20 protein-coding genes are annotated in these 19,710 nt (G+C 70.8%); 8 read left to right on the forward strand and 12 right to left on the reverse strand.

The features are described 5' to 3' along the window. Positions 1-135 precede the first annotated feature (135 nt). Positions 136-2,028, forward strand: coding sequence for a streptophobe family protein (locus JIX55_RS12225; RefSeq protein WP_257563322.1), 1,893 nt, complete (start codon positions 136-138; stop codon positions 2,026-2,028). A gap of 150 nt (positions 2,029-2,178) precedes the next feature. Then, positions 2,179-3,387, forward strand: coding sequence for a phosphoserine phosphatase SerB (gene serB / locus JIX55_RS12230; RefSeq protein ID WP_257563323.1), 1,209 nt, complete (start codon positions 2,179-2,181; stop codon positions 3,385-3,387). A gap of 202 nt (positions 3,388-3,589) precedes the next feature. Here serB and JIX55_RS12235 read toward each other — a convergent pair whose 3' ends face one another. From JIX55_RS12235 to JIX55_RS12250, 4 genes are all read right to left on the reverse strand, one after another. Beyond that, positions 3,590-4,108 (reverse strand): SixA phosphatase family protein, encoded by a 519-nt coding sequence (locus JIX55_RS12235; RefSeq protein WP_257563324.1) that lies wholly within the window; start codon positions 4,106-4,108, stop codon positions 3,590-3,592. Between the two features lie 97 nt (positions 4,109-4,205). Then, complete coding sequence (locus JIX55_RS12240; RefSeq protein ID WP_257563325.1) at positions 4,206-4,421, reverse strand: hypothetical protein; 216 nt, start codon at positions 4,419-4,421, stop codon at positions 4,206-4,208. 231 nt (positions 4,422-4,652) lie between these two features. Beyond that, positions 4,653-4,769, reverse strand: coding sequence for an SGM_5486 family transporter-associated protein (locus tag JIX55_RS12245; RefSeq protein ID WP_005477623.1), 117 nt, complete (start codon positions 4,767-4,769; stop codon positions 4,653-4,655). 49 nt (positions 4,770-4,818) lie between these two features. Beyond that, on the reverse strand, positions 4,819-6,123 hold the full coding sequence (locus tag JIX55_RS12250) for a CynX/NimT family MFS transporter (RefSeq protein WP_257563326.1): 1,305 nt from the start codon (positions 6,121-6,123) through the stop codon (positions 4,819-4,821). A 70-nt stretch (positions 6,124-6,193) separates the two neighbouring features. Here JIX55_RS12250 and JIX55_RS12255 point away from each other — a divergent pair, with 70 nt between their 5' ends. Next, complete coding sequence (locus JIX55_RS12255; protein ID WP_257563327.1) at positions 6,194-6,889, forward strand: FadR/GntR family transcriptional regulator; 696 nt, start codon at positions 6,194-6,196, stop codon at positions 6,887-6,889. Here the strand turns inward: JIX55_RS12255 and JIX55_RS12260 are convergent. The 4 genes from JIX55_RS12260 to JIX55_RS12275 all read right to left on the reverse strand — a co-directional run bounded on the left by JIX55_RS12260 (position 6,864) and on the right by JIX55_RS12275 (position 10,202). Beyond that, on the reverse strand, positions 6,864-7,193 hold the full coding sequence (locus tag JIX55_RS12260) for a hypothetical protein (protein ID WP_257563328.1): 330 nt from the start codon (positions 7,191-7,193) through the stop codon (positions 6,864-6,866). The genes JIX55_RS12255 and JIX55_RS12260 overlap by 26 nt on opposite strands. A 187-nt stretch (positions 7,194-7,380) precedes the next feature. Further along, positions 7,381-8,148 carry an enoyl-ACP reductase FabI gene (gene fabI, locus JIX55_RS12265; RefSeq protein ID WP_257563329.1) on the reverse strand — a complete coding sequence of 256 codons (768 nt, stop codon included), beginning with the start codon at positions 8,146-8,148 and terminating at the stop codon, positions 7,381-7,383. Positions 8,149-8,151: 3 nt separating this feature from the next. After that, positions 8,152-8,856, reverse strand: coding sequence for a 3-oxoacyl-[acyl-carrier-protein] reductase (gene fabG / locus JIX55_RS12270; protein ID WP_257563330.1), 705 nt, complete (start codon positions 8,854-8,856; stop codon positions 8,152-8,154). A 188-nt stretch (positions 8,857-9,044) separates the two neighbouring features. After that, the gene (locus tag JIX55_RS12275; RefSeq protein ID WP_257563331.1) at positions 9,045-10,202 is read right to left on the reverse strand and encodes an SEC-C domain-containing protein; all 1,158 of its coding nucleotides are present in this window, start codon (positions 10,200-10,202) and stop codon (positions 9,045-9,047) included. 286 nt (positions 10,203-10,488) lie between these two features. Here JIX55_RS12275 and JIX55_RS12280 point away from each other — a divergent pair, with 286 nt between their 5' ends. The 3 genes from JIX55_RS12280 to tyrS all read left to right on the forward strand — a co-directional run bounded on the left by JIX55_RS12280 (position 10,489) and on the right by tyrS (position 14,760). Further along, positions 10,489-12,012 (forward strand): TldD/PmbA family protein, encoded by a 1,524-nt coding sequence (locus tag JIX55_RS12280; RefSeq protein WP_257563332.1) that lies wholly within the window; start codon positions 10,489-10,491, stop codon positions 12,010-12,012. Further along, positions 12,009-13,412, forward strand: coding sequence for a metallopeptidase TldD-related protein (locus JIX55_RS12285; protein ID WP_257563333.1), 1,404 nt, complete (start codon positions 12,009-12,011; stop codon positions 13,410-13,412). Before JIX55_RS12280 ends, JIX55_RS12285 begins: the two co-directional genes overlap by 4 nt. Positions 13,413-13,491: 79 nt before the next feature. Beyond that, a complete protein-coding gene (gene tyrS / locus JIX55_RS12290) occupies positions 13,492-14,760 on the forward strand; it encodes a tyrosine--tRNA ligase (RefSeq protein WP_257563334.1) in 1,269 nt (422 codons plus the stop codon). A 109-nt stretch (positions 14,761-14,869) separates the two neighbouring features. On the opposite strand, the gene JIX55_RS12295 is transcribed toward tyrS, so the two are convergent. Continuing rightward, complete coding sequence (locus JIX55_RS12295) at positions 14,870-15,148, reverse strand: GlsB/YeaQ/YmgE family stress response membrane protein (RefSeq protein WP_257563335.1); 279 nt, start codon at positions 15,146-15,148, stop codon at positions 14,870-14,872. A gap of 247 nt (positions 15,149-15,395) precedes the next feature. Here JIX55_RS12295 and JIX55_RS12300 point away from each other — a divergent pair, with 247 nt between their 5' ends. Together JIX55_RS12300 and JIX55_RS12305 are read left to right on the forward strand one after the other, a co-directional pair. Then, the gene (locus tag JIX55_RS12300; protein WP_257563336.1) at positions 15,396-15,818 is read left to right on the forward strand and encodes a DUF3099 domain-containing protein; all 423 of its coding nucleotides are present in this window, start codon (positions 15,396-15,398) and stop codon (positions 15,816-15,818) included. 208 nt (positions 15,819-16,026) lie between these two features. Beyond that, on the forward strand, positions 16,027-16,266 hold the full coding sequence (locus tag JIX55_RS12305) for a hypothetical protein (protein WP_257563337.1): 240 nt from the start codon (positions 16,027-16,029) through the stop codon (positions 16,264-16,266). 103 nt (positions 16,267-16,369) lie between these two features. On the opposite strand, the gene moaA is transcribed toward JIX55_RS12305, so the two are convergent. The 3 genes from moaA to JIX55_RS12320 form a co-directional block, all read right to left on the reverse strand. Further along, positions 16,370-17,359: a GTP 3',8-cyclase MoaA gene (gene moaA / locus JIX55_RS12310; RefSeq protein WP_257563338.1), complete on the reverse strand. Its 990-nt coding sequence runs from the start codon at positions 17,357-17,359 to the stop codon at positions 16,370-16,372. A 195-nt stretch (positions 17,360-17,554) separates the two neighbouring features. Next, on the reverse strand, positions 17,555-19,180 hold the full coding sequence (locus JIX55_RS12315; RefSeq protein WP_257563339.1) for a solute symporter family protein: 1,626 nt from the start codon (positions 19,178-19,180) through the stop codon (positions 17,555-17,557). Beyond that, on the reverse strand, positions 19,177-19,533 hold the full coding sequence (locus JIX55_RS12320) for a DUF485 domain-containing protein (RefSeq protein ID WP_257563340.1): 357 nt from the start codon (positions 19,531-19,533) through the stop codon (positions 19,177-19,179). Before JIX55_RS12320 ends, JIX55_RS12315 begins: the two co-directional genes overlap by 4 nt. Positions 19,534-19,710 lie beyond the last annotated feature (177 nt).

A 19,710-nucleotide genomic window follows, 5' to 3' on the forward strand; every position in this document is an offset into this window, starting at 1 on the left:
GGGCCTTGTGAAGAGTACGTACGGGGCCATCCGCCGGGCCCGTTGACGGGGTCGATACCGGGCCGGAGAGTGGTAATCCCCCGCGAGGGGGACATCAGCGGTGCAACGCCGCGATGCGGATCGGGGGGTCCGACCATGAGCAAGCAGACCGTTGGCCATGGCAGGAGCGTGCCGTGGGGGGACGTACTGTTCTCCGCGATCGCCGCCGTGAGCTGGGCGTTGATCGGAATGGCGGGTACGGCGGCGCTCGGTCTGCATCTGCTGGAGGCCGACTCGGCGGGCGAACTGGGGCCGATGACGGCGGCGGTTGTGGCGCTCGGGGCGGGTGGTTCGGTGACGCCGTCCGGCGATGTGTCCGTCTTTGGCCTGGAAGGAGCGCAGGCGACCACCGCCATCGAGATCACGCCACTGGGCGTCGGTCTGGTGGGCGCGCTCCTGCTGTCCTGGTTCTTCCTACGGTCCCTGCGCGGCACGCGAGTTGTGGTCGCGCCCGCCGAACTCCTCGCGCGGGCAGGCATGGTGCTCGGGCTCTTCATGGCCCTGATGGGCGGGCTGGCCTGGGCCGGGAACGCCGTCATCACCCTCGACGGCGGCCAACTGGGGATCGACGAACAACTGCCGGGCGGCGGCGACCTCGACAACGTGGAGATTCCCGGGCTCGGCGACATCGGGGACATCGGCGGCGGCCTGCTGCCGGACCGGCTCGGGGACCTGGCCGACGCGAACGCCGAGGTCGGCTTCACCGTCGACACCGTGCCCACCCTGCTCGGCGGCCTGCTCTGGTGTGCCGGAGTGCTGCTCATCGCCCTGCTGGCCTCACGCCGCACTCCCCTGCCGCCCGGCCTCGCCGCCGTGCACCGCGTCGTACGGCCTGCCGTGTCCGCTGTGGTCAGCGTGCTCCTGGTGGCCGTCCTGGCCGGCCTCGCGGCGGCGGTCTACGCGGCGGTCGGCGACCCCCACCCCAAGCGGATCGCCGGTGCCGCACTGCTGGGCGCACCCAACGGCGTCTGGCTGGGCGTCCCCGTCGGCCTCCTCGTCCCCTGGGACGGCAAGGCCACCGGCCAGTTGGCCGACCTGCTGCCCGACCCCCTCGACGAGTTGCTGCGCGTCAACGCCGACGAGCCCGTCACCCTCGGCCGCCTCGCCGAACTGGACGGCCGCGTCTGGTTGTTGGGCGTCGCGGCCGCGCTGATGATGTTGTACGCCGGGGTACTGACCGCCGTACGTACGCCTTTTGTACGGGAATCGGCTGTCGCGGCTGCCGGGGGTGAGGCCGGTGCGGATGTACGGGGCCGGGGTGCGCTCGGTTTCGCCGCGCGCTGCGCGCTTCGGCTCGCGCTCGCGACGGCGGTGGCACTGCCACTGCTCATCCGGCTGACGGAGGTGTCGGTGGACGCCTCGCTGGCCGTGTTCGGCATCGACGCGTTCGACGCGGGGATCGAGTTGCGCGGGCGGGCGGCGACGGCCTTGGTGCTGGGCGCACTGTGGGGTGCGGGGGCCGGGGCCGCCGGGGCGCTGCTGGCGTGCGCGACCGGGGCCGCCGGGCGGCGGGCCTCGCCGTTGGCTCGGGGGGACGCGGGGAACACCGGGACCGCGTCGACCACCGAGACGTACGGGACCCCTGCGACGGCCTCCTCGTCGGGACCGTACACGCCGGGCACGCCGTACCGGCCGCCGAACCCGGACACCAATCCGTATCTGCGGCTGCCGGACGAGCCGCGGAGGCCGCAGGAAGCGCCGGGGGCGCGGGAGGCCCGGGAGGACGGACGGGGGTCCGTGGGGCGAGGCCGGGACGGACGGGGGGCGGGAGGCGGCACCGGGGCCTCCGGAGGCCCGGGAACTCGGCCGCCGCCCGATGTGTACGGGGCACCCACCGTGGTGAGGCGGTTTCCGCCGCCGCCCCGGAGGCCGGGCTCGGGCGCCGGGTCCGGGTCGGGTACCTGGCCGACACCGCCGCCGCCACCGGAGGAGGGGCCGCCGCCACCGCCACCGCCGCCTCCGCCGCCGCGGGGGCCCCGGGGGCGTTGAGACACCCGAGGACCGGGGTGATCCGGTGGGGCCCTCCGGGGCGTCGTACACGATCCGGGTGCGCTTCCATCGCTGGTAACCCAGTGTTCTCCGTCCGCTGGGCGGACCCCAGGGGCAAAGGCACGGGGCGCCGGATACGGTTGGCACATCATGAGCGCTTCGCAGACCTCCGCTGACGTCCCCACTCTCCTCGTCAAGATCTTCGGCAAGGACCGGCCGGGCATCACCGCCGGGCTGTTCGACACCCTCGCCGCGTACTCCGTCGACGTGGTCGACATCGAGCAGGTCGTCACCCGTGGCCGGATCGTGCTGTGCGCGCTCGTGACCGAGCCGCCCGCCGGGCAGGAGGGCGACCTGCGGGCGACCGTCCACAGCTGGGCGGAGTCGATGAAGATGCAGGCGGAGATCATCTCCGGCCTGGGCGACAACCGGCCGCGCGGCCTCGGCCGCTCGCACGTCACCGTCCTCGGCCACCCGCTGACCGCCGAGTCCACCGCCCGCATCGCCGCCCGGATCACGGCGACCGGCGGCAACATCGACCGTATCTTCCGGCTCGCCAAGTACCCGGTGACCGCCGTGGAGTTCGCGGTGTCCGGTACGGAGCCGGAGAGGCTGCGGACCGCGCTGGTGACCGAGTCCGTCGCGCTGGGCGTGGATGTCGCCGTGGTCGCGGCGGGGCTGCACCGGCGGGCCCAGCGGCTGGTGGTCATGGATGTGGACTCCACGCTCATCCAGGACGAGGTGATCGAGCTCTTCGCCGCGCACGCCGGGTGCGAGACGGAGGTCGCCGAGGTGACGGCGGCCGCGATGCGCGGGGAGCTGGACTTCGAGCAGTCGCTGCACGCGCGCGTGGCGCTGCTGGAGGGGCTCGACGCCTCGGTGGTGGACAAGGTGCGCAGCGAGGTGCGGCTCACGCCGGGGGCACGCACACTGATCCGTACGCTGAAGCGGCTCGGCTTCCAAGTCGGTGTCGTCTCGGGCGGGTTCACCCAGGTCACGGACGACCTCAAGGATCGGCTGGGCCTCGACTTCGCGCAGGCCAACACGCTGGAGATCGTCGACGGGCAGCTCACCGGCAAGGTCATCGGCGAGATCGTCGACCGCGCGGGCAAGGCCCGGCTGCTGCGCCGGTTCGCCGCCGAGGCGGGGGTCCCGCTGGCCCAGACCGTGGCGATCGGCGACGGCGCCAACGACCTCGACATGCTCAACGCGGCCGGCCTGGGCGTCGCCTTCAACGCCAAGCCGGTCGTCCGCGAGGCCGCGCACACCGCGGTGAACTTCCCCTTCCTCGACACCGTCCTGTACCTCCTCGGGGTGACCCGGGAAGAGGTCGAGGCGGCGGACACGCACGACGAGTAGCGGGGCGTCCGGAGGAGGGGCAGGGCGTGCGGACGAGCGGCACGCCCTCGTGGGTGACAAGCGGCGCGGCCCGTCGTCCGTACGACGGGCGCGGCCTCTCGTACGTTCGACGAAGGCCCGGCACCGAGGTGTGCCGGGCCTTCGTCCTACCGGGTGTCGGTCGGGCCGTACGCCGGGTGCAGGCGGGGTCGCTCAGCTGGGGTTATTCCGTCGGCGCCCAGTAGTCGGCCAGCGTGGCCCCGCCCGGTTCCAGGCTCTTCCAGGAGCCGTCGACGGAGAGCACGGCGAAGGCGGCGGCGGGGAAGCCGAGGCGGCTCATGCGCTCGCGGGTGTCGCCCTCGGCCTGGCCGGCGAGGATGTCGGCGAGGCCCTGGATTCCGGGGTTGTGGCCGACCAGGAGGACGTTCTGCGCGTCGTCCGGGGTTTCGTTGAGCAGGGCGATCAGCTCGCCGGGCGAGGCCTCGTAGATCCGCTCCTCGTAGACCGTTTTCGGCCGCTCGGGCAGTTCATGGACGGCCAGCTTCCAGGTCTCGCGGGTTCTGACGGCCGTGGAGCAGAGGGCAAGGTCGAAGGGGATGCCTGAGTCGGCCAGCTTGCGCCCGGCGACGGCGGCGTCCATACGGCCCCGGTCGGCGAGCGGCCGCTCGTGGTCGGAAACCTGGGGCCAGTCGGCTTTCGCATGCCGGAAGAGGACAATCCTGCGGGGTTCTGCGACGCTCATGCGTCCCAGCTTCGCACGAAACAGGCCATGGGGCGCAGGGAGTTGAAGTGCCGATACCCGACACCGGTACATGTGCTCCGGAGGGCAGGCGGGCTCGTCACGGTGCGTGGTTCAGCAGTGCCTGGTGTATGCGCTCCAGGAGGTGGGCGATCGTGGGGTCGCCGCTCGCCGCCTGGGCCTCCGCGGGGTTGAGGATCAGCAGCAGGAGGGTGACGAAACCGAGGGCCGGCAGGGCCAGCGCCCACCAGGGGAGCCGGATGTCGACACCACTCATGGTCGCCGGGTGGGGCCGGGTGTGCGTACGGGCCGACATGCCGCCTCCGTGGTCTCCGAGTCCTCGTGGCTCCGGTCCTCCGTGGGCCCTCCCGGGTCCCCTGCGGCCACATCTCGAAGTTACGGAATCCGCACGGCCCAACCCATCCGGTGATCCACCCACTTCACCCTGAGACTCGCCCCCTAGGGGATGGTGGGGTTAACCCCACCGTCGGTGCCGGCCTCCGGTCCGGTCGGCCGCGCGGGCTCGCCCGGACGGAGCGTCACGGTGTCACGGCGAAGCGATCGCCGCGATGATCCCGATGACGACGAAGATGGCGAGGAACGAGCCGAAGACCAGGAGCATCTTCTTCTGGCCGTTCTGGGGGTTCGGGTCGAGCACTGGCATACGCCCAGTTTCGCACCCCTGACCCGGGGCGGAGACGTCGGGGTGCGCCTCAGCGCACGGCCTCGTCCTCCACCACCCGGTCGCGGCCCGCCAGGACGCCCGCCGCGATCTGCGGGAGCATCAGCGCGGCCATGAGGGCGAGGGGCAGGCCCCAGCCGCCGCTGTGCTGGTAGAGAACGCCGACGAGGAGCGGGCCGGGAATGGAGATCAGGTAGCCCGTGCTCTGGGCGAACGCGGACAGTTTGACCACGCCCGCGCCGGTGCGGGCCCGCATGCCGACCAGGGTGAGCGCCAGCGGGAAGGAGCAGTTGGCGATGCCGATCAGCAGCGCCCAGGCCCAGGCGCCGTCCGCCGGGGCGAGGTGGAGGCCGCCGTATCCCAGGAGGCCGCAGACGCCCAGGGCGGCCACGATCGGCCCCTGGTGGGGCAGTCGGGTGGCGAGCCGGGGGATCACGAAGGCCAGCGGTACGCCCATCACCATCGTGACGGCCAGCAGCAGACCCGCCGTGCCCGCCGGGACCCCCGCGTCACGGAAGATCTGCGGCATCCACCCCATCGTGATGTACGCGGCGGTCGCCTGGAGCCCGAAGAAGACGGCGAGCGCCCAGGCGGTACGGCTCCGGGTGATCCGCAGCGCGGGGCCCTCCGCGCGCGCGGGTGCCCGCCCTCCCCCACGTACGGAACCCCGCCGCTCGGTCGAGCGCGCGCCGCGATCCCGTACGAACAGCAGCCACGGGACCGCGGCCGCCACCGCGAGGAGCGCCCAGGCCGCGAGCCCGGTCCGCCAACTTCCGCCCAGCGCCTCGGTCATGGGCACGGTGACGGCCGCGGCGGACGAGGTGCCGAGGGCTAGGGCCATGGAGTACAGGCCCGTCATGGAGCCGACCCGGTCCGGGAACCAGCGCTTGACGATGACCGGCATCAGGATGTTGCTGACGGCGATGCCCATCAGGGCGAGGGCGCTCGCGGCGAGGAAGCCGGCCGTGCCGCCGGCGTACGGCCGGAGCAGCAGGCCGGTGGCGATCGCGGCCATGCCGGCGCAGACGACGGCGGCCGGGCCGAAGCGGCGGGCGAGCCGGGGCGCCGTGACGCCGAAGACGGCGAAGCAGAGCGGCGGGACGGAGGTGAGGAGCCCGGCGACGCTGCCGCTCATGCCGAGCCCGTCGCGCACCTCTTCGAGCAGGGCGCCGAGGCTGGTGATGGCGGGGCGGAGGTTGAGGGCCGTCAGGACGATGCCCAGGACCATCAGCCGCGTCGTCCACGCGCGCGTGGACGACGCCGGGGGCTCGGTCGTGGCTCGTTCGGGTGTGGACGTCGGCGTCAGGGTTTCCTCGCTCACCATGACACCCATCATAGAATCATAGGATGATTGGTTGTCCATGGCCCGGCCGCTCCCGGCCGGCCCGTCCGTGCGAAGGTGTGCCATGCCGCTGAGCCATCCCCGCCGATCGGCGTTGTCCGAGCAGGTCATCGCCGCGCTGCGGAACCAGATCACCTCGGGCGAGTGGCCGGTCGGCTCCCGCATCCCCACCGAGCCCGAGCTGGTCGAGCAGCTGGGCGTCGCCCGGAACACGGTCCGCGAGGCCGTCCGCGCGCTCGCACACAACGGTCTGCTCGACATCCGCCAGGGCTCCGGCACCTACGTCGTCGCGACCAGCGAGCTGGCGGGCGTGATGCACCGCCGCTTCGCCGACGCCGACCCCAACCACATCGCCGAGCTGCGCTCCGCCCTGGAGTCCAGCGCCGCGAAGCTGGCCGCCGAGCGGCGCACCGAGAAGGAGCTGAAGCAGCTGGACGCGCTCCTCCTGCGGCGCGAGGAGGCCTGGGCGTCAGGGGACGCGGAGGCCTTCGTGACCGCCGACGCGACCTTCCACATGGCGGTCGTGGCCGCCTCCCACAACGACGTCGTCACGACGGTCTACGCGGACCTGGGAGAGGTGCTGCGGGACTGGCTGCGCGATGACGTGGGCGAGGAGCTGACCCCGGAGACGTACATGGACCACGCCCGGCTGATGGACGCGATCCGCGCGGGCGACGCGGAGACCGCCGCGGCGGAGGCGGCCGGCTATCCCTTCCAGTGCCGTCCCGGGCGGGTCAGTCCGCCGCCCGCTGGTGGCTGAACCACACCGAGCGGACCTCCTTCCAGCAGCGCCCGGTGAGCCGTACGGTCCGCGCGGGCTCCGTCTCCACCGCGGCACTGTCGCTGTCGATGTCCCACCACCGCGCGCACTCGATGTGCAGCCGGACACGGTCGACGGCCACGTAGGGGTTGAAGCAGTGCGCGATCACCTGGGAGCCGATGACGGTGCTGCGGCAGGCCGCCCCGAAGGGATCGGGCTTGTCGGCCGGAGCCGACTCGGACGGGAGGGCGAGTACGAGAACCAGGGCGACGACCGCTGGGGCGAAGCTGCGGAACCGGCGCACAAGGGGGACCTCCTCGGCCGAGTGGCTGGGCGGTGTACGTCCAGCCTGCGCGGCACCGGCCCGGGTGGCCCGCCGGATGGGCCGAACGAGTGACGACAAACGACAACGAGTGACGACGACCGACAGCTGGGGCCCGCATCCGAGAGGGATGCGGGCCCCAGCTGTCGGTCAAGCCCAGCGGCAGCGCTCACGCGCCGATCGCGTGCAGCCCGCCGTCGACGTGGATGATCTCGCCCGTGGTCTTCGGGAACCAGTCACTGAGCAGCGCGACGACACCGCGGCCGGCCGGCTGGGGGTCCTTGAGGTCCCACTCCAGAGGTGAACGGTTGTCCCAGACGGAAGCCAGCTCGCTGAAGCCCGGAATGGACTTGGCGGCCATGGAGGCGAGGGGGCCGGCCGAGATGAGGTTGCAGCGGATGTTCTGCTTGCCCAGGTCACGGGCCATGTAGCGGCTGGTGGCCTCCAGGGCGGCCTTGGCCGGGCCCATCCAGTCGTACTGCGGCCAGGCGTACTGCGCGTCGAACGTGAGGCCGACGACCGAGCCGCCGTTCTGCATCAGCGGCAGACAGGCCATGGTGAGCGACTTCAGGGAGTACGCCGAGACGTGCATCGCGGTGGCGACGGACTCGAACGGCGTGTTGAGGAAGTTGCCGCCGAGGGCGTCCTGCGGGGCGAAGCCGATGGAGTGGACGACGCCGTCGAGGCCGCCGAGCTCCTCACCGACGATGTCGGCGAGCCGCCCGAGGTGCTCGTCGTTGGTGACGTCGAGCTCGATGACCTTGGTGGGCTTCGGGAGCTTCTTGGCGATGCGCTCGGTCAGCGTGGGCCGCGGGAACGCGGTCAGGATGATCTCGGCGCCCTGCTCCTGGGCCAGCTTGGCGGTGTGGAAGGCGATGGAGGACTCCATCAGCACACCGGTGATCAGGACGCGCTTGCCCTCGAGGATTCCGCTCATGGTTCAGTGACCCATTCCCAGTCCGCCGTCTACGGGGATGACGGCTCCAGTGATGTACGAGGCGTCGTCCGAGGCGAGGAACCGCACCGTCGCGGCGACCTCCTCGGGCTGCGCGTACCGGCCGAGCGGCACCTGCGACACGATGCCCGCGCGCTGCTCGTCGGTGAGCACCTTGGTCATGTCGGTGTCGACGAAGCCGGGTGCGACGACGTTGAAGGTGATGTTGCGCGAGCCGAGCTCACGGGCGAGGGAGCGCGCGAAGCCGACGAGGGCGGCCTTGGAGGCGGCGTAGTTGGCCTGCCCCGGGGAGCCGTAGAGGCCCACGACCGACGAGATGAGGACGACACGGCCCTTCTTGGCGCGCAGCATCGCTCGGTTGGCGCGCTTGACGACGCGGAAGGTGCCGGTGAGGTTGGTGTCGATGACCGAGGTGAAGTCCTCCTCGGTCATGCGCATCAGGAGCTGGTCCTTGGTGACGCCGGCGTTGGCGATCAGGACCTCGACCGGGCCGTGCTCGGCCTCGATCTCCTTGTAGGCCTGCTCCACCTGCTCGGGGTCGGTGATGTCGCACCGGACCGCGAGGAAGCCGGAGGGCGGCTCACCCGAGCGGTACGTGATCGCGACCTTGTCGCCGTTGTCGGCGAACGCGCGGGCGATGGCGAGGCCGATGCCCCGGTTGCCTCCGGTGACGAGAACCGAGCGGCTCAACGGATCACCCTTTCCTTAGCGGTCTGAAACACCTGCCCGCATGCCTGGACGGCAGGCGCCTTCCTCGAAAACCTATCGGTCCGGTCCGTCGTGTGGGCATTCGGGCAGTGACAGTGGCTCGCGCCGCCTGCTGTCGGATCCCTACAGTCGACGTCGTTCGTCACAGAGACTGCCGCCTCATCGCTGGTTCACGTCAGGGCCGGGTTTCCGCAGCACTTCTTGTACTTGCGCTCCGAACCGCACCAGCAAGGAGCGTTGCGGGGCGGGGGCCAGTCGGTCGCCTGCCCCGTCCGCGCGAGGTCTGCGGCGTATGCGGACCGCGTGCTCGGAGCGTCGGGGGCCCCGCCTTCCGTCTCCCCGTACGCCTCCAGGCCCCGCACCGTGGCCCGGCCCACGGCCAGGTGTGTGCCGCCCTGGTCCGACAGCTCCCGCAGGGTGCGCTCGACCTGCCGCAGATGCTCGGCGGGGTCGTTGCCGTAGGCGTCGGCGACGTTCGGCCAGCGTTCCAGCAGTCGAGCGAACTCCTCCGGCGGCCAGTACAGGACGCAGGTCTTCCGCAGGCCGCCGGGCACGGTGGAGGATTCCTTGTGCAGCGCGCCCGCGAGCGCCTCGATCTCCATTTCCAGGCATTCGGTATCGCCCTCCGCGATGCGCTTGGGCCGCAGCGGGTCGTGCATCTCGTCGAGCGGGCGGACACGACCCAGCAGGGGCACCGCGCGCCGTTCGTGCAGCGCGTCGGCCACCTCGTCCCAGTCGTCGTGCGGCTCTCCGAGCACGCGACGCACCCGGTGGCGGCCGATGACGAGCATCTCGATGTCGTACGAGCGGGAGTCCGCCTCGACCGTGTCCACCGTCACCGGGGTGCCGACACCCATCGTGTGCGTGACACCTGCCGTGAACCACTCGGCGGCCGTGGCGTTCTCGTCCCGTGCCTCGAAGGCCTCGGCGACGACGTTCCACGCGCCCGCGTGCCGGGGGTGCCGCCTGCGGAACGCCGCTGCCGCCGCGCGGGCCTCCTCGTCCCGCCCGGCGTCCCACAGCGCGCTGATCCGGAAGGCGTCGACGAGGTCCGGCTCCTCGACGGCTTCGTCGCCCTCCTGGCCGAGCAGCCGCTCGTAGAGGGCGACCGCCCGGGCGTGCTCCCCGGCTCCGCCCCACTCACCGGCGGCTTCCAGCAGGAGCTGTTCCCGGTCCTCCGGATACTGCTCCGCCAATCGCTCGCACTCCTCGGCCACCTGGGCGTCCATACGCGGGGGCGGGCTCGGGAGGCGGGCCGGGGTCCGCCTGCTCCCGTGCGTCTTCTTGTTCTTGCCGTTCTTGCCACCGGTGCGGTGCTTGCTGGACATGGATTCACCGTATGTGCCCGGGTTTGAAGGGGCAGGGCGATCGGTGAGCACCACCCCTGAGCTGAACTGGTTCAAAAGCAGTTACAGCGGCGGCGCACTCGACGGGTCTTCTCCGTCCACCATCGGACCTACTGACAGCCTGCCGGGCTTCTGCCGTTCGCGATGTCCGTGAGGGATATTCGCCGTGTGCGGGAGGCCTGGTACGTGCTTCACTTCGGACTTGCCATGCGATGCCATGAGCTTGAGCAGGACGAACCGAGCGGTCGAAGCGAAGGGAAGCCCACCCGTGGCCCATGAGGTCGATCAGTCATTTCTGGCCCTGCCCCTGCGGGCACTGGCCGACGCCGCGCTGGCCCGTGCCCGCGCCCTCGGCGCCGACCACGCGGACTTCCGGTTCGAGCGAGTGCGCAGCGCGTCCTGGCGGCTGCGGGACGCGAAGCCGGCCGGGTCGTCGGACACGACCGACCTCGGGTACGCGGTGCGGGTGGTGCACGGCGGGACGTGGGGGTTCGCGTCCGGTGTGGATCTGACGATGGACGCCGCCGCGAAGGTCGCCTCGCAGGCGGTGGCGATGGCGAAGCTGTCCGCGCAGGTCATCAAGGCCGCCGGGTCGGACGAGCGGGTGGAGCTGGCGGACGAGCCCGTGCACGCGGAGAAGACGTGGATCTCCTCGTACGAGATCGATCCCTTCACCATCCCCGACGAGGAGAAGTCCGCGCTGCTGGCGGACTGGAGCACGCGGCTGCTGGCGGCCGACGGGATCAACCATGTGGACGCCTCGCTGCTGACGGTGCACGAGAACAAGTTCTACGCGGACACCGCCGGGACCGTGACCACCCAGCAGCGCGTACGGCTGCATCCGTCGTTGACCGCCGTGTCGGTCGACGAGTCCAGCGGTGAGTTCGACTCGATGCGGACGCTGGCGCCGCCGGTCGGGCGGGGCTGGGAGTACCTCACGGGCACCGGCTGGGACTGGGACGACGAGCTGGCCCGGATCCCGGAGCTGCTCGCCGAGAAGATGCGGGCGCCGAGCGTCGAGGCGGGCATCTACGACCTGGTCGTCGACCCGTCCAACCTCTGGCTGACCATCCACGAGTCCATCGGCCACGCCACCGAGCTGGACCGCGCGCTCGGCTACGAGGCCGCCTACGCCGGCACCTCCTTCGCCACCTTCGACAAGCTCGGCAAGCTGCGCTACGGCTCCGAGCTGATGAACGTCACCGGTGACCGCACCGCCGAGCACGGCCTGGCGACCATCGGTTACGACGACGAGGGGGTGGAGTGCCAGAGCTGGGATCTCGTCAAGGACGGGACCCTCGTCGGCTACCAGTTCGACCGGCGCATCGCCGAGCTGACCGACCTCGGGCGCTCCAACGGCTGCGCGTACGCCGACTCCCCCGGGCATGTGCCCGTGCAGCGCATGGCCAACGTGTCGCTGAAGCCGGACCCGGCCGGGATGTCCACCGAGGATCTGATCGGCGGGGTCGACCGGGGGGTCTATGTGGTCGGGGACCGGTCGTGGTCCATCGACATGCAGCGGTACAACTTCCAGTTCACCGGGCAGCGGTTCTTCAAGATCGAGAACGGGCGGATCACCGGGCAGCTGCGGGACGTCGCGTACCAGGCGACGACGACCGACTTCTGGGGCTCCATGGCGGCCGTGGGCGGGCCGCAGACGTACGTCCTGGGCGGTGCCTTCAACTGTGGGAAGGCCCAGCCGGGCCAGGTCGCCGCGGTGTCGCACGGCTGCCCGTCGGCCCTCTTCAAGGGCGTCAACATTCTGAACACCACGCAGGAGGCCGGTCGATGAGCGGGCGGAACAACAAGGCGCACAAGCCGCACGAGATCGTCGAGCGCGCTCTTGAGCTGTCCCGGGCCGACGGCTGTGTGGTGATCGCCGACGAGTACTCGACGGCGAACCTGCGCTGGGCGGGCAACGCGCTGACCACGAACGGGGTCACCCGTGGCCGCTCGGTGACCGTCGTCGCCACCGTCGACGGCAAGGAGGGCACCGCCTCCGGGGTCGTGTCGCGGTCCGCCGTCACCGCCGAGGAGCTGGAGCCGCTGGTACGGGCCGCCGAGGCCGCCGCGCGCGGCGCCGGACCCGCCGAGGACGCCCAGCCGCTGGTCACGGGCGGGGAGCACTCGCCCGACTTCACGGACGCGCCCGCCGAGACCTCCTCCGCCGTGTTCGCCGACTTCGCGCCGGCGCTCGGCGAGTCGTTCGCACGCGCGCGTGCGGGCGGCCGCGAGCTGTACGGCTTCGCCAACCACGAGCTGGTCTCCAGCTATGTGGGCACCTCGACGGGGCTGAGGCTGCGGCACGACCAGCCGAACGGGACGCTGGAGCTGAACGCCAAGTCCCCGGACCGTACGCGCTCGGCCTGGGCGGGGCGCTCCACGCGGGACTTCAAGGATGTCGACCCGGGTGCGCTGGACGCGGAGCTGGCCGTACGGCTGGGCTGGGCCGAGCGGCGGGTGCCGCTGCCCGCCGGGCGGTACGAGACGCTGCTGCCGCCGACGGCCGTGGCGGACCTGCTGATCTACCAGATGTGGTCGGCGTCGGCGCGGGACGCGGCCGAGGGCCGGACGGTGTTCAGCAAGCCGGGCGGTGGTACGCGGATCGGTGACCGGCTGACCGAGCTGCCGCTGACCCTGCGCAGCGACCCGAACGAGCCGGGCCTGGAGTCCGCGCCCTTCGTGCTGGCCCACTCCTCCGGCGGCGACAGCTCGGTGTTCGACAACGGACTGCCGCTGAGGGCGACCGAGTGGATCCGCAGGGGCGAGATCACACATCTGCCGACCACCCGGCACAGCGCGGGTCTGACCGGGCTGCCGGTGGTGCCGACGATCGGCAACCTGATCCTGGACGGCGGTGCGGACCGCTCTCTGGCGGAGATGGTCGCGAACACCGAGCGCGGGCTGCTGCTGACCTGTCTGTGGTACATCCGCGAGGTCGACCCGGCGACGCTGCTGCTGACCGGGCTGACCCGGGACGGCGTCTACCTCGTGGAGAACGGCGAGGTCATGGGCGAGGTCAACAACTTCCGGTTCAACGAGTCGCCGGTGGACCTGCTGGGCCGGGCCACGGAGGCCGGGCGTACGGAGAAGACGCTGCCCCGCGAGTGGAGCGACTACTTCACCAGGACCGCGATGCCCGCGCTGCGGGTGCCCGATTTCAATATGAGTTCTGTCAGCCAGGGCGTATAACCTCGTAGGCGTCCGTGCCCGGCTGTCACCCGACTGCCGGACGGACGCCAGAGAAGACCATCGAGGAGACACGAGAACCGTGACGGACATCGTCGACGAGCTGAAGTGGCGAGGGCTGTTCGCCCTGTCCACCGACGAGGACGCTTTGCGCAAGGCGCTCGCGGACGGTCCCGTCACGTTCTATTGCGGTTTCGACCCGACCGCGCCGTCCCTGCACGTCGGACACCTGGTGCAGGTGCTCACCGTGCGTCGGCTCCAGCAGGCCGGACACCGGCCGCTGGCGCTGGTCGGCGGCGCGACGGGCCTGATCGGCGACCCGCGCCCGACGGCGGAGCGCACGCTGAACGACCCGGAGACGGTCGCCGGCTGGGTCGCCAGGCTGCGCGCCCAGATCGAGCCGTTCCTGTCCTTCGAGGGCCAGAACGCGGCCGTCATGGTCAACAACCTCGACTGGACCGAGGGCCTCTCCGCCATCGAGTTCCTGCGGGACATCGGCAAGCACTTCCGCGTCAACAAGATGCTGACGAAGGACTCCGTCGCCCGCCGGCTGGAGTCCGACCAGGGCATCAGCTACACCGAGTTCAGCTACCAGATCCTCCAGGGCATGGACTTCCTCCAGCTCTACCGGAGGTACGGCTGCACGCTCCAGCAGGGCGGCAGCGACCAGTGGGGCAACCTCACGGCCGGCCTGGACCTCATCCACCGGCTGGAGCCCGGGGTCGAGGCGCACGCGCTGGCCACGCCGCTGATGACCAAGGCGGACGGCACCAAGTTCGGCAAGACCGAGGGCGGCGCCGTCTGGCTCGACCCGGAGATGACGACGCCGTACGCGTTCTACCAGTTCTGGCTGAACGTGGACGACCGGGACATCACCCGGTACATGCGGATCCTGTCCTTCAAGTCCCGTACGGAGCTTGAGGCGTTGGAGCAGCAGACGGAGGAGCGGCCGCAGGCCCGTGCCGCGCAGCGCGCGCTGGCCGAGGAGCTGACGACGCTGGTGCACGGCGCGGACCAGACCGCTGCCGTGATCGCCGCGTCGAAGGCGCTCTTCGGTCAGGGCGAGCTGGTGGAGCTGGACGAGAGGACGCTGGCCGCGGCGCTTTCCGAGGTGCCGCACGCGAGGGTCGCCGAGCTGGCGCCGGTCGTGGATCTCTTCGCGGAGGTCGGGCTGGTACCGAGCAAGTCCGCGGGGCGGCGGACCGTGAAGGAGGGCGGGGCCTACGTGAACAACGTCAAGGTCACCGCGGAGGACGCGGTTCCGTCCCGGGAAGAGCTGATTCATGGGCGGTGGCTGGTGTTGCGGCGAGGGAAGAAGAACCTTGCCGCAGTCGAGGTGACCGGGGCCTAGGCGGCGTAGGGGCGTAGGGGCGTGGGTGACTGGCGGGTGCCGCTTCAGCGTGGCTTGTGCGCCCGCGCGGCGGAGCCGCATATGTCACAGCCCCGCGCCCCTTTCGCGCTCAGGCTCGTTCTTTTCTCTTGCCCAGTGTCGCCATGTAAGCCATGTCGCCGACGAAGACGATGACCACCGCGGCCGCCAGCTGGAGGGCGTGGCGTCCCCAGTCGATGCCCGAGGTCTCGTCGATGCCGAAGGCGCGGGCGAGGGCGTTGCCGACGATGGCCCCGATGATGCCGAAGATCGTCGTCAGCCAGAGCGGGCTGTGCTGCTTGCCCGGAATGATCGCCTTGGCCAGCAGGCCCAGCACGAATCCCACGATGATCGCCCACAACCAGCCCATGGCTGCCTCCTCGTACGGCTCTACGTGAGCATTACGCCCAGTGTCGGCCCGCATGCGGTACGCCGCATGTCGGGCGCGGCCGTATGCGCTGCGGCGCATTTCCTCCACTCCCGGTGGAAGGTGACCCGGTCTCGTAGGCGGCGCAGACGCGGCGTACCGTGGAGCGTGTCCGGCCCCCGTTCCCCGAACGGGTAACGGGCGGAGCACGGGCCGGGGAGCGTCCGATACAGGCGGGTGGTGGAACGCGATGCGGAAGCATGGCAACGTCGAGGTCTTCCGGATCACAGGCGCCCGGCAGGGTCTCGCCGACGACGTGCGCGGCCGGCAGCGGCGCTATGTCATCTCGATGTCCGTCCGCACCCTCTCGGTGATCGCCGCCGCGACCCTCTGGAATGTCGAACGGCACGTCGCGGTCGTCGCACTGGTGCTCGGAGCAGTGCTGCCGTACATCTCCGTGGTGATCGCCAACGCGGGTCGCGAGAACGCGCCCTCACTGCCGTCCACCTTCGTCACCTCCCCCATGCGTCCGATGATCGCTCCGAAGCCGGACACGGACGCCTCCCGCTCGGGCGAATTCGGGGCCGAGGAGCGCTTCGCGGAATCCTTCCCGGAAGACGTCGCGGCCGATCCCGCGCGGGGTCGGCGGAGCGAGCCGCGCGAGCGAGCCTGAGCACCGGGAATCCTGCCGAAGCGGAATTCAGCCACCCGCCAAGCTCAAGAAAAGCTCAGATCAATCATGGAGTTCCTGTGCCGGGCAGAGGGTTACCCGTGACATACTTCGTACGCGCTCCGCATCCCCCGTCGGAGCGACAGACCGACGCCGGGCAGCTCCCCCCGTGGCTGCTCGGCGTCGCCTTTTCTGCGGCTAGGGTCGACGCGTGAACATCCTCAACGTCTCCGGCCCCGATCCCGCCTCCCCCATCTGTTCGGCCAGGGGCTGCTCCGCCGACGCCGTCTGGGTGCTCGCCTGGAACAACCCGAAGCTGCACACGCCGGAGCGCCGCAAGACATGGCTCGCGTGCGAGGAGCACCGGGAACACCTCGCCGAGTTCTTGGGGGTGCGGGGGTTCCTGAAGGATGTCGTCGAGTGGGAGAAGTGGGACGCGCCTGAGGAGTGAGGGGTTCGGGCGGTCTTGCGGCTGCGGGTCCGTCGTGGTCGCTCGCGCCCGCGCGGCGGAGCCGCATGTCGAACAGCCCCGTGTCCCTTGAGGGGCGCCGCTCTCAACCTCCGATCGCGGACATCGGCCTGTCCGGCTGGACGAAGGAGGGGTCGTCCAGGCCCGCGCCCGCCTTCTTGCCCCACATCGCCAGGCGCCAGATGCGGGCGATCTCCTCGTCGGGGGCGCCCGAGCGCAGCGCGGCCCTGAGGTCCGTTTCCTCACGGGCGAAGAGGCAGGTGCGGACCTGGCCGTCGGCGGTAAGGCGGGTGCGGTCGCAGGCGGAGCAGAAGGGGCGGGTCACCGAGGCGATGACGCCGACGCGGTGCGGGCCGCCGTCGACGAGCCAGCGCTCGGCGGGGGCCGAGCCGCGTATCTCGGAGCCCTCGGGGGTGAGGTCGAAGCGAGTGCGGAGGGAGGTCAGGATGTCGCCCGCCGTCACCATGCCGTCGCGCTTCCAGCCGTGCTGGGCGTCCAGGGGCATCTGCTCGATGAAGCGCAGCTCGTAGTCGTGCTCGACGGCCCAGGCGAGGAGGTCCGGGGCCTCGTTCTCGTTCAGGCCCGGCATCAGCACCGAGTTGACCTTGACGGGGGTGAGCCCCGCCTCGCGGGCGGCGGCCAGGCCTTCGAGGACGTCCTTGTGGCGGTCCCGGCGGGTCAGGGTCTTGAAGACGTCCGGGCGGATGGTGTCCAGCGAGACGTTCACCCGGTCCAGGCCGGCCGCCTTCAGGGCCGTCGCCGTGCGCTTGAGACCGATGCCGTTGGTGGTGAGGGACATCTGGGGGCGGGGGGCGAGCGCCGCCACGCGCTCCACGATGCCGACCAGGCCGGGGCGGAGCAGGGGCTCACCGCCGGTGAAGCGGACCTCGGTGATGCCCAGGGTGCTGACGGCTATGTCGATGAGGCGGACGATCTCGTCGTCCGTGAGCAGGTCGGGCTTGGCGAGCCACTGCAGGCCCTCCTCGGGCATGCAGTAGGTGCAGCGCAGATTGCACCGGTCGGTCAGCGAGACCCTCAGGTCGGTGGCCACTCGGCCGTAGGTGTCGATGAGCACGTGGGCCCCCTCCCTCGCATGCGGAACACGGGCAAGTTCTCGGTTGTCGATCGCGGTCACAGATCTTCCGACACCTGCGAGCCTACGTGACCCCCCTGACAACAAGACAGGCCCGACCCCACAGGACGCGGCGCGGGGCCGCCGTAGATCTCTACGACGGCCCCGCGCGAAGCCGGAATCAGAGGGGCGCGTGGCTCAGTGGGCGCCGGTGCCCGTGAGGGACCGGACCTCCAGCTCGGCGTACTTGCCGGTGTCGGGCTCCTCCTTGGACAGGACGGTGCCCAGCCAGCCCATCAGGAAGCCGAACGGGATGGAGATGATGCCCGGGTTCTTCAGCGGGAACCAGGCGAAGTCGACGTCCGGGAACATCGCCTTCGGGTCGCCGGAGACGACGGGCGAGAACAGCACCAGGCCGACGGCGACGATCAGACCGCCGTAGATCGACCACAGCGCGCCCTGGGTGGTGAACTTCTTCCAGAAGAGGCTGTAGAGGATGGTCGGCAGGTTGGCGGAGGCCGCGACCGCGAAGGCGAGGGCGACCAGGCCGGCCACGTTCAGGTCGCGGGCGAGGCTGCCGAGCCCGATGGAGATGACGCCGATGAAGACGGTCGCCCAGCGGGCCGCGCGGACCTCCTCGGCGCCGGAGGCCTGCCCCTTGCGGATGACGTTGGCGTAGATGTCGTGCGCGAAGGAGGAGGACGAGGCCAGGGTGAGGCCCGCCACCACGGCGAGGATCGTCGCGAAGGCCACCGCCGAGATGGTGGCGAGCAGGATCGCGCCCCAGGCCGAGTCGACGCCGCCCAGGTGCAGGGCGAGCAGCGGGGCCGCCGTGTTGCCCGACGGGTTGGAGGCGATGATCTCGTCCTGGGAGATCAGCGCGGCGGCGCCGAAGCCGAGCGCGATGGTCATCAGGTAGAAGCCGCCGATGATGCCGATCGCCCAGTTCACGGATTTACGGGCGGCCTTGGCGTTGGGCACCGTGTAGAAGCGGATCAGGATGTGCGGCAGACCGGCGGTGCCGAGGACCAGGGCGATGCCGAGGGAGATGAAGTCCAGCTTGGAGGTGCCGGTCGCGCCGTACTGGAGACCGGGCTCCAGGAAGGCGGCGCCCTTGCCGCTGTTCTCGGCGGCGGTGCCGAGCAGATCGGAGATGTTGAAGTTGAACTTCAGCAGCACCAGGAACGTAATGAGGATCGTGCCGCTGATGAGGAGCACGGCCTTCACCATCTGGACCCAGGTGGTGCCCTTCATGCCGCCGATGGAGACGTAGACGATCATCAGAATGCCGACGAGGGCGACGATGAGGATCTTGCCCGCGTCGGAGGTGATGCCGAGGAGCAGCGAGACGAGAACGCCCGCGCCCGCCATCTGGGCCAGCAGATAGAAGATCGAGACGACGATCGTGGAGGTACCGGCCGCGGTGCGGACCGGGCGCTGGCGCATGCGGTACGCGAGCACGTCGCCCATGGTGTAGCGGCCGGAGTTGCGGAGCGGCTCGGCGACCAGGAGCAGGGCGACCAGCCAGGCGACCAGGAAGCCGATGGAGTACAGGAAGCCGTCGTAGCCGAAGAGGGCGATCGCGCCCGCGATGCCGAGGAACGACGCGGCGGACATGTAGTCGCCGGAGACCGCGAGACCGTTCTGGAAGGCGCTGAACTGCCGCCCGCCCGCGTAGAAGTCGGCGGCGTCCTTGGTCTGGCGGCCGGCCCAGACGGTGATGGCGAGCGTCGCCAGGACGAACAGCCCGAACAGGGTGATGATCAGCGGCCGGTGCTCGCTGGCCTCGTTCGCGGCGAGGAATGTCTGCTGTACGGGGCTCATGCGCCGCCCTCCATCCGGGACTTGATCGCCTCGGCCTTGGGGTCGAGCTTCTCGGCGGCGTGCTTCGAGTACCACCAGGCGATGAGGAATGTGGTGACGAACTGGGCGATGCCGAGAACGAAGGCGACGTTGATGTTGCCGAAGAGCTTGGTGCCCATGAAGTCGCCCGCGTAGTTGGAGAGCAGGACGTACAGCAGGTACCAGGCGATGAAGCCCACGGTCAGCGGGAAGGCGAACGAGCGGTAGGAGCGGCGCAGTTCACCGAACTCGGCGCTCTCCTGGACCGCGGCGAACTCCTCGGTGGAAGGGAGATGATGCTCTGCCTTCGAGGGGGGCGGTGCGTCGGTTGCCACGGAGTCTCCTCGCGTCTCCGCCGCGGTCGCGACGGTGGTTGGTGACGTTTTCGCCGTCGGATCGGGGGACGGGTTGGGTACGGACATGGGGTCGGCTCTGTTTCTCACGGTGACGGGTGCACGATCGTGCTCGGGCTCCCTGCACAACGTCACGGCGGCGCGCTAGGACCGGTTCAA

Origin of the sequence: Streptomyces sp. DSM 40750 (genome assembly GCF_024612035.1) — a bacterium.
GTDB lineage: Bacteria > Actinomycetota > Actinomycetes > Streptomycetales > Streptomycetaceae > Streptomyces.